This is a genomic window from Variovorax ureilyticus (genome assembly GCF_037889935.1).
Taxonomy (GTDB): domain Bacteria; phylum Pseudomonadota; class Gammaproteobacteria; order Burkholderiales; family Burkholderiaceae_C; genus Variovorax; species Variovorax ureilyticus.
Window position 1 is genome coordinate 45,218 of record NZ_JBBKZU010000003.1, and the last position, 13,302, is coordinate 58,519.

The window sequence follows — 13,302 nt, forward strand, 5'->3', positions numbered from 1 at the left end:
CGCTCGCGCCGCGCTATTCCTCGTCGCTCGCATCCGCCGGCGCATCGCCGGGCGCACGCGCGTGCAGCTCGATGAGCTGCCGCAGCGTGCGCTTGAGTTCTTCCGCGCGCTGCAGGCCGAACGGTTCGAGCACGCGCATCTCGTGCTCGCGCGCGAGCTCCATCAGATGCTCGACCGCCTTGGAGCCCTGGCGCGTGATCCGCACCAAAGTGACACGCCGGTCACTCTCATGGGGCAGGCGTTCCACTTGCCCGCGCGCTTCCATGCGGTCCAGCAGCCGCGTGACCGTGGGCTGCTTGGTGACGGTGACCTGTGCCAGCTGCCCGATGCTGATCGGCTCGCCGCCGGCCAGTGACGCCATCACCCGCCATTCGGACACCGAAAAGCCGTGCTTGCGCGCAACTTCATGGAACTCGGAGGAAATGAGCTGGCTGGCCTGCGCAAGCAACGCCGGCAGGTAGTCATCGACGAAACGGCGCCCGCGCCCGGGGCGCTCCCCGTTGAATGGTCCCTGGTCCGCGGCGGGCACGCCGCTTGCATGTTTAGGGTTATTCATGATTGTGGATACATTCAGTTCTAAACATTATAGAGACCGGGGTTTCGATTGGAATCCCATGAATCCGAGGAAGAAAGGGCGCCATGGCTGAGCGATCGTTCGTCGAAGAAGTGAAGAAACTGCGGCTCTCGGGCGGCGAGGTGTTTCGGGGTGAAGGCATTCTGGCAGTCACCAAGGCGTTGCTGGAGTCAGGTGTTTCCTATGTCGCCGGCTACCAGGGCGCGCCGATTTCGCACCTCATGGACGTGCTGGCCGACGCGCAGGACATCCTGACCGAGCACGGCATCCGTTTCGAAAACAGCGCCAGCGAGGCCACTGCCGCGGCCACGCTGGCGGCCTCGGTCAACTACCCGCTGCGAGGCGCGGTGACCTTCAAGGCTACGGTCGGAACCAACGTGGCGTCCGATGCGCTTGCCAACCTCGCGTCGGGCGGCGTCACCGGCGGCGCGTTGATCATCGTCGGCGAGGACTACGGCGAGGGCTCGTCGATCATGCAGGAGCGCAGCCATGCCTTCGCGATGAAATCGCAGATCTGGCTGCTCGACCCGCGCCCGAATCTCCCGAGCATCGTGGATGCGGTCAAGCAGGGCTTCGATCTTTCGGAGGCCAGCAACACGCCGGTGATGCTGCAATTGCGCATCCGCGCCTGCCATGTGCACGGACAGTTCATCGCCGGCGACAACCGCCGTGCGAAGTTCACGCTCAAGGAGGCGCTGGAGAACCCGCAGCGCGACGTCAGCCGCATCGTGCTGCCGCCGGCGAGCTTCCTGCACGAGCAGGAAAAGGTGAAGGACCGCTGGCCCGCCGCGGTGAAGTTCATCGAGGAGCGAAAGCTCAACGAGTTCTTCTCCGAAGGTGCGGACGACATCGGCATCATCGTGCAGGGCGGCAGCTACAACACGCTGATGCGCGCGCTGGAACGGCTCGATCTGGCCGACGTCTACGGCAACACCAAGGTGCCGCTCTACGTGATGAACGTGGCCTATCCGGTCATCGAGAGCGAGGTGCTGCGCTTCTGCGAAGGCAAGCGCGCGGTGCTGGTGGTGGAAGAGGGCCAGCCCAACTTCATCGAACAGAACCTCGCGACCATCCTGCGCCAGGCGGGCTCCAGTACGGCACTGCACGGCAAGGACATGCTGCCGGTCGCCGGCGAATACACCGCGGCCGAGTTGCTGAAGGGCGCGCGCACCTTCGGCGAGCGCTATGGCCGGCTGCAGCCGCTGCCGGTGCCGGCGCCGGTGCGCAAGATCATTCCGCTCAAGGCGGTGGCCGAGATCGGCGTCGATGGTGCGCCCGAGCCCTCGGAGCCTGTCCGGCCCTTGGCCGAGAGCGTGCATGCGCGCCCGCCGGGCTTCTGCACCGGCTGCCCCGAGCGCCCGATCTTCAGCGCGATGAAGCTGGTCGAGCGCGAACTCGGCGCGCACCATGTCAGCGCCGACATCGGCTGCCACCTGTTCTCGATCCTGCCGCCTTTCAACATCGGCAACACCACGATGGGCTACGGCCTTGGCGCTGCAGGCGCGGCGGCGCTCAACACCCAGGCCGGCAAGCGCGCGATCTCGGTGATGGGCGACGGCGGCTTCTGGCACAACGGGCTGACCAGCGGCATCGCCAACGCGGTCTTCAACGAGAGCGACAACCTCACCATCGTCGTCGACAACAACTACACCTCCGCGACCGGCGGGCAGGACATCCTGTCGTCGAAGGCGGTCAACGCGACGCGCAGCACCGGCCACGAGATCGAGCGCGCGGTGCGCGGCGTCGGCGTGAAGTGGGTGAAGACCCTGCGCCGCACCTACGACGTCGCCGGCATGCGCGATGCGCTCAAGGACGCGCTCACCACGAAGCAGAAGGGCCCGAAGGTGCTCGTCGCGCAGTCCGAATGCATGCTCAACCGGCAGCGCCGCGAGAAGCCGCTGGTGCGCAAGGCGATCGCCGAGGGCAAGCGCCAGGTCCGCGAGAAGTTCGGCGTCGATTCGGACACCTGCACGGGCGACCATTCGTGCATCCGCCTGTCGGGCTGCCCGTCGCTCTCGATCAAGCCGAACCCCGATCCGCTGCGCACCGACCCGGTGGCGCACGTGCTCGACAGCTGCGTGGGCTGCGGCGTCTGCGGCGAGGTCTCGCATGCGGCCGTGCTCTGTCCTTCGTTCTACAAGGCGCAGATCGTGAGCAATCCCAGCCGTTGGGACCGTCTGCGCGACGGCCTGCGGCAACGCGTGATCGGCTGGCTGCAGAGGGGCGAGGCCAAGCGGCGCGCCGAATACGCGTTCTGAATCGATACGAGGGAGCGATGACTCAACCTATAAAAGTTGCAATCCTTGCCATGGGCGGGGAAGGTGGCGGCGTGCTCGCCGACTGGATCGTCGACATGGGCGAGGCCAGCGGCTACGTGGCGCAGACCACTTCGGTACCCGGCGTGGCGCAGCGCACGGGCGCGACCATCTACTACGTCGAGTTGTTCCCGCAGGCCCAGGCCGATGCGGCGGGCGGCAAGCCGGTGCTGGCGCTGATGCCGCTGCCGGGTGACGTGGATGTGGTCCTCGCATCGGAACTGATGGAGGCCGGCCGTGCGGTGCAGCGCGGCCTGGTCACCAGCGACCGAACCACGCTGATCGCTTCCACCCACCGCGTCTATTCCATCGCCGAAAAGAGCGCGATGGGCGATGGCCGCGTGGACAGCAACGAACTGCTCGGCCACGCGGAGCGCGCCGCCAAGCGCTTCATCCGCTTCGACATGGCGCAGGCCGCCGAAGCTTCGGGCAGCGTCATCAGCGCGGTGCTCTTCGGCGCGCTCTGCGGCGCCGGTGTGCTGCCGTTCAGCCGTGCGCAGTTCGAGGCGACCATCGAACGCGGCGGCGTGGGCGTCAAGCCCAGCCTGAAGGCCTTCGGCGCCGCATTCGCTCGCGCGCAAGGCGAGGCGGAAGCCACGCATGCAGCGCCGCCAACGCCCGCGCCGCAGCCTCGCCATCCCGCCGTGCGTGCGCTGGTCGAACGCGTGCAGCGCGACTTCCCGGACCCTGTGCAACAGGTGCTGCTCGAAGGCGTTCGCAGACTCATCGACTACCAGGACGTCGATTACGCCGGCCTCTACCTCGATCGCGTGGCCGCAGTCGCCGCACTGCCCGCCAACGACGGCGGCAAGCTGCTGCGCGAAACGGCGCGCCATCTCGCGCTGTGGATGTCGTACGAAGACACGGCGCGCGTCGCTGCGCTCAAGACCCGCTCGACGCGCTTCGACCGCGTGCGCGGTGAAGCGCGCGTCCAGCAGGGCCAGGTGCTCGCGATCAACGAGTTCATGCACCCGCGCCTTCAGGAAATCTGCGAGACGCTGCCGGCAGGATTCGGCCGTTGGCTGATGAACTCCACCGGGCCGCGCAAGCTCGTCGAACGGATGACGCAGAAGGGCCGCGTGATCCAGACCAGCTCGCTGCGCGGCTACCTGATGCTGCGCACGGTGGCCGGCATGAAGCGCTGGCGCCGTTCGACGATCCGCTACGCGGACGAGAACCGCCGCATCGAGGAATGGCTGGCCCGCATCGCCGAGACGGCCGCACGCAACCCGGAACTCGCGGTCGAAGTCGCCCAGTGCCAGCGACTGGTCAAGGGCTACAGCGACACGCACGAGCGCGGCCTGCGCAACTACGACACCGTGATGGCGGCGCTGCAACGCGCGGGCGCCGCCATCGCGCCCGCCACCCTGCGCGAACTGCGCGATGCGGCGCTGGCCGACGAGCACGGCCACAAGCTGCGCGCCGCGCTCGCACAGCACGCGCTCGCCTGAAACGGGGAACGATTCATGTCCGCCTCATTGCCCACCCTGCAACTGCGCGTCGCCGAGGCGCGTTCGCTCAACCCGCTGATCCGGATGTTCCGCCTCCGCGCCGCCGATGGCGCGGTGCTTCCCGCCTTCACCGCGGGCGCGCACATCCGCGTCGAAGTCACTCTGGCCGACGGCAAGAAGGACTGGCGCCACTACTCGCTGATCAACTTCGCGGCGCAGCCCGAGGCCACGCAGGCACCCGTCGAATACGTGATCGCGGTGCGCCGCGAGGACGACGGCCGTGGCGGCTCGCGCTTCATGCACGAGCGGCTGAAGGAAGGCGACACCGTCACCATCGAAGTGCCGAAGAACGACTTCCCGCTGCACACCGGCCCCGGCGGCACCGTGCTGCTGGCCGGTGGCATCGGCATCACGCCGCTCGCGAGCATGGCGACACGCCGCCGCGCCGAGGGCTTGCCGGTGCGCCTGCACTACGCGGGCCGCAGCCGCGACCTGATGGCTTTCCTGACTGAGTTGCAAACGGTGCTCGGCGACGACCTGCGGGTGCATGCCGACACCGAGCAGGGCGGACCATTCGACATCGGCGCGCTGCTCGACAGCTTCCCGGCCGGCGACCGCCTCTATGTGTGCGGCCCCAAGGTGATGCTCGACGCGGTGCTCGCGCAGACGCAGGCGCGCGGCTGGACGCATGACCGCGTGCACTTCGAGCTCTTCACCACGCCTACGGTGGAAGAGGGTGACCATCCCTTCGAAGTCGAGCTGGCGCAATCGGGCCAGCGCTTCACCGTGCCGGCAGACCAGAGCATCCTCGACTGCCTGATCGAGCACGGCTGCGATCCGATGTTCGATTGCAAGCGCGGCGAATGCGGCGTGTGCACGACGCCCGTGATCGACGGCGAGATCGACCATCGCGACTATGTGCTCACCGCGCGCGAGAAGGCCGAAGGCAATGTGATGCAGATCTGCATCTCCCGCGCCAAGGGGCAGCGCCTGATCCTCGACATCTGAAGGAGACCTACGACATGACTTCCTACCGAGGCAACCCCGATGCGGTGCGCGCGCTGGTGCAGGACGATCGCGTGCATCGCGACCTCTACATCAGCCAGGAGTTGTTCGAGCTGGAGCAGGAGCACTTCTTCGCGAACACCTGGAACTACGCCGGCCATGAAAGCCAGATCCCGAAGCCCGGCGACTACATCACCAACGAGATCGCGGGCCGGCCGCTGATCATCACGCGCCACACCGACGGCTCGGTGCGCGTGATGATGAACCGCTGCGCGCACAAGGGCTCGCGGCTCGTCAGTTCGCCGTGCGGCAACACGGGCAAGTTCTTCCGCTGCCCCTACCACGCATGGACCTTCAAGACCGACGGCTCGCTGCTGTCGATCCCGCTGAAGAATGGCTACGAAGGCACGCAGCTGCACGAGTGCGAATCGGCGAAGGGCCTCGTCACGGTGAAGAACGTCCGCAGCCACCGCGGCTTCATCTTCGTGAAGATCAACGATGTCGGACCGGGCTTCGAGGAGTACTTCGGCGATTCGCTGAGCTCCATCGACAACATGGCCGACCGCTCGCCCGAAGGCGAGCTGGAGATCGCCGGCGGCTGCCTGCGCTTCATCCACCAGTGCAACTGGAAGATGTTCGTCGAGAACCTCAACGACACCATGCACCCGATGGTGGCGCACGAGTCCTCGGCCGGCACCGCCAAGACCATGTGGGCCGACAAGCCGGCCGACGAGCCGAAGCCGATGGCGATAGAGCAGTTCGTGCCCTTCATGTCCGACTACAAGTTCTTCGAGGACATGGGCGTTCGCACCTACGACAACGGCCACAGTTTCACGGGCGTGCACTTCAGCATCCACAGCAAGTACAAGGCGATCCCCGAGTACGACGACGCGATGAAGGCGAAGTACGGCGAGGAGCGCACCGCGCAGATCCTCGGCATGGCGCGCCACAACACGGTGTATTACCCGAACCTCACGATCAAGGGCGCGATCCAGTCGATCCGCGTGGTCAAGCCGATCGCCGCCGACAAGTGCCTGGTCGAGAGCTGGACCTTCCGCCTGAAGGGCGCGCCGCCGGAGCTGCTGCAGCGCACTGCCATGTACAACCGCCTCATCAACTCGCCGTTCTCGGTCGTGGGCCATGACGACCTCCAGGCCTATCGCGGCATCCAGGCCGGGCTGCATGCGAGCGGGAACGAGTGGGTGAGCCTGCATCGGAACTACGACCCGGCGGAGAAGAAGGGCGGCGAGATCACGACTGTCGGCACGAACGAACTGCCGATGCGCAATCAATATCGGAGCTGGGCCAAGTACATGACGGAGACGATGTGATGCAGAACCAAATCACGCGCCAGCAACTCATCGACTTCGTGGTCCACGAATCGCGCCTGCTCGATGCCAAGCGCTACGAGGAATGGAACGCGCTCTTCACCGACGACGCCTTCTACTGGGTGCCGCTGATTCCCGACCAGGAAGACGGCATCAACCACACCTCGCATCTCTACGAAGACAAGCTGCTGCGAGAGCTGCGCATCGAGCGCCTGAAGAACCCGCGCGCCTTCTCCCAGCAGCCGCCGAGCCGCTGCCACCACCTGCTGCAGACGCCGACCGTCGAAGAGTTCGAGGAGGCTGCCAACCGCTACGTGGTTCGCACCGAGTTCCATTACACCGAATCGCAGGGCGACGAGCTGCAGTTCTACGTCGGCACCTTCTTCCATCACCTCACGGTGCAGGACGGCGCATTGCGCATGTCACTCAAGCGCGTGAACCTGCTCAACTGCGACGCGGCGCTGCCGGCGGTGCAGCTTTTCATCTAGGGTCGCCATGCACCACACCGTTCACGACGCCTTCGGCGCGAGCGCACGGCGCACGCCGCAGGGCGAATTCCTGTTCACCGAGTCGGTGACCGCGAAGGCCTACGACATCGCGCCCGGCGCGATCCTGTGGGGCGATGCCGCCGCGCAGGTCGAACGCCTGCGCGCCGCCTACGCCAAGGCGGGCTACGGCCACGGCCATCGCGTCGGCCTGTTGCTGGAGAACCGGCCGGCCTTCCTCTTCCACTGGTTCGCGCTCAACGCCCTGGGCGTCAGCGTGGTGCCGATCAACGCCGAGATGCGCTCGGCCGAGCTGAGCTACCTGATCGGCCACAGCGAGATCGGCCTGGCCGTGACCTTGCCGAACCGTGCGGACGACCTGCGCGCTGCCGCGAAGACCGCTGGCATCCCTTTCGAAACGATGGGTCCGGACGACGCGGTGCCGACCGCGACGAAGCCCGCGCCACGCGCCTCGGAGCCGGTCGGCCTTGCCACCGAATGCGCGCTGCTCTACACGTCGGGCACCACCGGCCGCCCCAAGGGCTGCATGCTGAGCAACGAGTACTTCCTGCGCGCCGGCCAGTGGTATGCGGAGCTTGGCGACCTCTGTCCGGTGCGGCCGGACGCCGAACGCATCATCACGCCGCTGCCGCTCAACCATGTGAATGCGATGGCGTTCTCGACCATGGTGGTCCTGGTCGCCGGCGGCTGCCTTGTGCAACTCGATCGCTTCCACCCGAAGAGCTGGCTCCAGAGTGCGCGCGAGAGCCGCGCGACCATCGTGCACTACCTCGGCGTGATGCCTGCGATGCTGCTGTCGGCGCCGCCCGTTGATGCCGACCGCGAGCACGACATCCGCTGGGGGTTCGGCGCCGGTGTCGACCGCAAGAACCACGCGCCGTTCGAAGAGCGCTTCGGCTTCCCGCTGGTTGAAGCGTGGGCCATGACCGAAACCGGCGCCGCCGCCTGCGTGATGGCGAACCACGCGCCGCGCCATGTCGGCACCAGCTGCTTCGGCCGCCGCGAAGACTTCGTCGAGATCCGCCTCGTCGACGACGAGGGCCGCGATGCGCCCGATGGCACGCCGGGCGAACTGCTGGTGCGCTCGTCGGGCGACGATCCCAAGCGCTATTTCTTCTCCGGCTACCTCAAGGACGAGGAGGCCACCCGAGAAGCATGGGTCGATGGCTGGTTCCACACCGGCGACATGGTGCGCCGCGATGCCGAGGGCAACTACTTCTTCGTCGATCGCAAGAAGAACGTGATTCGCCGCAGCGGCGAGAACATCTCGGCGGTCGAGGTCGAGAGCGTGCTCAACCAGCATCCGGCGGTGAAGACCTCGGCGGTGGCGGCGACGCCCGATACCGTGCGCGGCGACGAGGTGCTCGCGTGCATCGTGTTGCGGGACGACGCTTCCGCTTCCGCCGAAGTCGCAGCCAGCATCGTCGACCATGCGTTGGCGCAACTCGCCTACTACAAGGCACCGGGCTACGTCGCCTTTGTCGATGCATTGCCGCTCACTGCGTCACAGAAGATCCAGCGCGGGCAGTTGCGTGAACTCGCGCAGTCGCTGCCAGGGCAGGCGCACTGCGTCGACACGCGGGCCATGAAGAAGAGGCAGAACTAGCATGCGATTGATCAACTTGAATCGAGGTGGGGTTTGGGGGTGGGGGCGGGATCACGCCGACGGTGTGCTCTGCTCCGCGAATGTCCCCCGCCCTTCGGGCTCCTCCTTTATTTCGCTGCGCAGAGCACACCATCGTCGTGATCCATCACGGCCGTGGTTGATCGGTCAGCACAACGCATCGTCTCCCGTGGCGAGGGTGTCGGGTGGTCCCCGCAGCGAAATAGAGGAGGAGCCGCAGGCGGGGGACATTCGCGGAGGGGATTACCCGGCGTCCTCGCCACGCCCCCCGCGCATCGTGGAGGCACCGAGATGAACACCACCCGCAGACGTCGACTTTCCTACGAAGGCGTCGCCGTAGCGGTGCCGGTGACGGTGCCCTACGTGCGGTACTCCACGCGCAGTGCCCATTGGTTTCTCGGCCAGGCGATCGAAGCCCTAGTGAAAGAGAGCGGGCTGAAGAAAGAACAGATCGACGGCCTATGCGTCAGCAGCTTCTCGCTGGTGCCTGATACGGCAGTCGGCGTCACCCAGCACTTGGGCCTTTCACCCCGATGGCTCGACCACGTGCCAACCGGCGGAGCGTCCGGCGTGATGTGCCTGCGCCGTGCCGCACGCGCGGTGCAGTCAGGCGATGCGGATGTGGTGGCATGCGTTGCCGCCGACACCAATCACGTCGATTCGTTCCGCCTCACGCTCGGCAGCTTCAGCAACTTCGCGCGAGACGCCACCTATCCCTACGGCTCCGGTGGCCCGAACTCGATCTTCGCGATGATCACCTCGCACTACATGCGCACCTTCGGCGCGAAGCGCGAGGACTTCGGCCGCATCTGCGTGGACCAGCGCACCAACGCGCTGAAGAACCCGCATGCGATGTTCAAGAAGCCGCTGACCTTGGACGAGTACATGGCCGCGCGGCCGATCTCCGACCCGATCCATCTCTTCGACTGCGTGATGCCCTGCGCGGGGGCGGAAGCCTTCCTCGTGATGAGCGAGGAGCGCGCACGCGACCTCGGCCTGCCGCATGCGGTGATCCGTGGCGCGATCGAGCGGCACAACGCCTATTCCGAAGACCCGGTGATGGTGCGCGGCGGCTGGCGCATGGACCGCGACGACCTCTATGCGCAAGCAGGCGTGAAGCCGGCGGACATCGACTTCGTGCAGACCTACGACGACTATCCCGTCATCGTGATGATGCAGTTCGAGGATCTCGGCTTCTGCGAGAAGGGAGAGGGCTCGGCGTTCGTGCAGTCGCATGTGATGACGAACGAGGGCAGCTTCCCGAACAACACCAGTGGCGGGCAGCTCTCGGCGGGTCAAGCTGGCGCCGCCGGCGGCTTCCTCGGCATGACGGAGACCATCCGCCAGTTGACCGATACGGCCGATTCGCGCGCTGTGCCCGATGCGCAACTGGGCCTCGTCGCCGGCTTCGGCATGGTGACTTATGACCGGTGCCTGTGTACCGGCGCGATCATCCTCGGGAGACCGGCATGACCATGCCACTGATGCGCCCCAAGCGCAAGAACCCCGTCCTGCGCACCCGGCAGATGAACCTGCCGCCCTGGGCACGCGGCCGTGTCGCGCTCGGCATCACGGCCGGTGCCGCGGAAGGCCGCTTCGTGCTGCAGACCTGCGAGGACTGCGGCACGGTGCAATACCCGCCGCGCGAGGCCTGCCACAAGTGCCTCTCGCCGCGTCTGCACTGGCGCGAGCAGAGTGGTGAAGGCGAACTGCTGAGCACCACCACGCTGCACCACAGCAATGACCTGTTCTTCCGCGAACGGCTGCCATGGCGGTTGGGCCTCGTGCATCTGGATGCCGGCCCGACGCTGATGGTCCACCTCCACGGCGAAGTCGGCGATGCGCCGCAGCGCGTGCGCGTCGGCGCACGGCTGGACCGCGCCGGGCAGGCCGTCCTCATTGGATTTCCGAACGAAGGGAGCCCCCACATGGCTGACGACAAGATGCTCCGTGAAATGACGAGCGACCCCAAATTCCGCAAGGTGCTCGTCACCGACGGCAAGACCGAAGTGGGCCAGGCGATGGTTCGTGCACTGGTCAAGGCCGGCGCCGACATCGTCTGGGTCGGTCACGCCGAGCCCTGGAAGAAGCTGGGCGGACTCGAAGACATCACCGCGTTGCCGCAGGTCACGCTGGTGCCGCTGGACCTGACCAACGGCCGCTCGGTGAGCGAGCTGGCCGGCGAGATCGGCGGCAAGGTCGACATCGTGATCAACAACGCGGAAGTGCATCGCACCTTCGGCATCGGCGCGCGGCGTGGCACCGATGTGGCCAAGGCCGAGATGGACATCAACTACTTCGGCCTGCTGCGATTGGCGCAGGAGTTCGGCCCGGCGCTCAAGGGCCGCTCGGCCGATGGCGTCACGGGCGCGACCGCCTGGGTCAACCTGCTGTCGATCTATGCGCTCTCCAACTTCCCGCCGCACGGCACCTTCAGCGCGTCGAAGGCCGCAGCGCATTCGCTCGCGCAATGCCTGCGCGCGGAGATGCGGCCGGCCGGCATTCGCGTCGTGAACGTGTTCCCCGGCCCGATCGACGACGAATGGAACCAGCACACGCCGCCGCCCAAGCTCGCGCCGAGCGCACTCGCGAATGCGATCGTGAAGGCGCTGCGCGACGGCGTCGAGGACGTGTACCCCGGCGACGTGGCCCAGGAGTGGCTCGAACGCTGGCGCGACAACCCGAAGGTGCTGGAACGCGAACTCGCTGCTGGCGGGAATTGATGGCACACCCCCAGGCTTGCTCACTTCGTGTAGCCGCCAACCCCCTTGCAGGGGGCAACACCAGCGGCCCGGCAAAGCCGGTTTCGCGGTGTTCCTGATCTGGAGAGAAAAATGACCACCACTGAACTGATGTCCACCGCCGAAATCCTCGGCGGCCTCGTGACGGCGATGGCGAGCGGACGCATCCGCGTCGTCGACCTCACGCAGACGCTGACGCCCGAATTCCCGCAGATCGCGCTGCCGCCCGAGATGGGCCAGTGCTGGCCCTTCCGCATCGAGGAAGTGTCGAAATACGACGAGCGCGGACCGGGCTGGTACTGGAACAACTTCTCCTGCGGCGAGCACACCGGCACGCACTTCGACGCGCCGATCCACTGGATCTCCGGCCGCGACCTGCCGAACAACTCGGTCGACACCATCCCCGTGCAGCACTTCGTCGCGCCGGCCTGCGTGATCGACTGTTCGCCGCAAGTGAAGGACGACCCGGACTACCTGCTCACCATCGAGGACATCGAGGCGTACGAGGCGAAGCATGGCCGCATCCCGAAAGGCGCCTGGGTGCTGATGCGCACCGACTGGTCCAAGCGCCAGGACCCGGAGGCCTATCAGAACTTCGACGAGACCGGCCAGCACACGCCCGGCCCGAGCGCCGAAGCGGTGCGCTACCTCGTCGAGCAGCGCGACGTGCTCGGCTTCGGCTCCGAGGCGATCGGCACCGACGCAGGGCAGGGCTACCACCTGCGGCCGCCGTATCCGTGCCACTACTACATGCACGGCGCGGGGCGGTATGGCCTGCAGTGCCTCAGCAACCTCGACCTGCTGCCGCCGAGCGGCGCAGTGCTGATCTGTCCGCCGCTCAAGATCGAGAAGGGCAGCGGCAGCCCCTTGCGCGTGCTCGCATTGGTGGGAGCTGCGGCATGAGCGCGGGGACGAAGGTCGCGGCCGTCACGGGCGGCAGCGCGGGCATCGGCAAGGCGATCTGCGAAGACCTGCTCGAGCAGGGCTACGAAGTGGTGTCGCTCGCGCGGCGCCGCTGCGACATCGACCATCCGAAGCTGCACAGCATCGAGGTCGACCTGATGGACCGCGCCGCCACCGCCGAAGCGGCGGCGGAACTCGCACGGCGCTTCGAGGTGACCACCGTGGTCCACAACGCCGGCGTGATTCGTCCCGCGCTGCTCGCGGACGTGAAGCTCGACGATCTCGATGCGCTCGTGGAACTGCACCTGGGCTGCGCGATCCAGCTCGTGCAGGCCGCGTTGCCCACGATGCGCGCGAAGCGCTTCGGCCGGGTGGTGCTGCTGTCCTCGCGTGCAGCGGTCGGTCTCCAGACGCGCACCAGCTATTCCGCCACCAAGGCCGGCATGCTCGGCATGGCGCGCACCTGGGCGCTCGAACTCGCGCCGGATGGCATCACGGTCAACGTCGTCGCGCCGGGGCCGATTCGCACCGACATGTTCTACGACGTGGTCGAAGCCGGCAGCGAGAAGGAACGCGCGCTCGCCGCATCCATACCCGTCAAGCGACTGGGTGAATCGGCCGACGTCGCACGCGCGGTGCGCTTCTTCGCCGAGCCCGTGAACAGCTTCGTCACCGGTCAGGTCCTCTATGTGTGCGGTGGCACCAGCGTGGGCAGCCTGGCCCTTTAGTAGTGCACATGAACTCCGCGCCGCGAATGCCAGGAACCCCGCGGAACCGGCTTTGCCGGGCCGCTGGGGGTGCCCGGTGAGGGGGTGCCCGAGCCACACGCAGTGGGCGAGGCTGGGGGAGAACTCA

At 66.9% G+C, this 13,302-nt stretch carries 11 protein-coding genes; 10 read left to right on the forward strand and 1 reads right to left on the reverse strand.

Annotated features, from left to right (window positions below):
* Positions 1-13 precede the first annotated feature (13 nt).
* Positions 14-556 carry a MarR family winged helix-turn-helix transcriptional regulator gene (locus WKW77_RS07605; protein WP_340356253.1) on the reverse strand — a complete coding sequence of 181 codons (543 nt, stop codon included), beginning with the start codon at positions 554-556 and terminating at the stop codon, positions 14-16.
* A gap of 83 nt (positions 557-639) precedes the next feature.
* Here WKW77_RS07605 and WKW77_RS07610 point away from each other — a divergent pair, with 83 nt between their 5' ends.
* From WKW77_RS07610 to WKW77_RS07655, 10 genes are all read left to right on the forward strand, one after another.
* Entirely contained in the window at positions 640-2,832 is a 2,193-nt protein-coding gene (locus WKW77_RS07610) for a thiamine pyrophosphate-dependent enzyme (protein WP_340356254.1), read from the forward strand.
* A 17-nt stretch (positions 2,833-2,849) separates the two neighbouring features.
* The gene (locus WKW77_RS07615; protein ID WP_340356255.1) at positions 2,850-4,340 is read left to right on the forward strand and encodes an indolepyruvate oxidoreductase subunit beta family protein; all 1,491 of its coding nucleotides are present in this window, start codon (positions 2,850-2,852) and stop codon (positions 4,338-4,340) included.
* A gap of 15 nt (positions 4,341-4,355) precedes the next feature.
* Positions 4,356-5,348, forward strand: a complete 993-nt coding sequence (locus WKW77_RS07620) for a PDR/VanB family oxidoreductase (protein WP_340356256.1) — start codon at positions 4,356-4,358, stop codon at positions 5,346-5,348.
* A 14-nt stretch (positions 5,349-5,362) separates the two neighbouring features.
* The gene (locus WKW77_RS07625; RefSeq protein WP_340356257.1) at positions 5,363-6,676 is read left to right on the forward strand and encodes an aromatic ring-hydroxylating dioxygenase subunit alpha; all 1,314 of its coding nucleotides are present in this window, start codon (positions 5,363-5,365) and stop codon (positions 6,674-6,676) included.
* Entirely contained in the window at positions 6,676-7,161 is a 486-nt protein-coding gene (locus WKW77_RS07630; RefSeq protein WP_340356258.1) for an aromatic-ring-hydroxylating dioxygenase subunit beta, read from the forward strand. Before WKW77_RS07625 ends, WKW77_RS07630 begins: the two co-directional genes overlap by 1 nt.
* A gap of 7 nt (positions 7,162-7,168) precedes the next feature.
* Complete coding sequence (locus WKW77_RS07635) at positions 7,169-8,785, forward strand: AMP-binding protein (RefSeq protein ID WP_340356259.1); 1,617 nt, start codon at positions 7,169-7,171, stop codon at positions 8,783-8,785.
* 309 nt (positions 8,786-9,094) lie between these two features.
* A complete protein-coding gene (locus WKW77_RS07640) occupies positions 9,095-10,276 on the forward strand; it encodes a thiolase family protein (RefSeq protein ID WP_340356260.1) in 1,182 nt (393 codons plus the stop codon).
* The gene (locus WKW77_RS07645; protein ID WP_340356261.1) at positions 10,273-11,526 is read left to right on the forward strand and encodes an SDR family NAD(P)-dependent oxidoreductase; all 1,254 of its coding nucleotides are present in this window, start codon (positions 10,273-10,275) and stop codon (positions 11,524-11,526) included. Before WKW77_RS07640 ends, WKW77_RS07645 begins: the two co-directional genes overlap by 4 nt.
* Before the next feature lie 111 nt (positions 11,527-11,637).
* The gene (locus tag WKW77_RS07650) at positions 11,638-12,447 is read left to right on the forward strand and encodes a cyclase family protein (protein WP_340356262.1); all 810 of its coding nucleotides are present in this window, start codon (positions 11,638-11,640) and stop codon (positions 12,445-12,447) included.
* Positions 12,444-13,175: an SDR family NAD(P)-dependent oxidoreductase gene (locus WKW77_RS07655; RefSeq protein ID WP_340356263.1), complete on the forward strand. Its 732-nt coding sequence runs from the start codon at positions 12,444-12,446 to the stop codon at positions 13,173-13,175. The genes WKW77_RS07650 and WKW77_RS07655 overlap by 4 nt, the downstream gene beginning before the upstream one ends.
* Positions 13,176-13,302 lie beyond the last annotated feature (127 nt).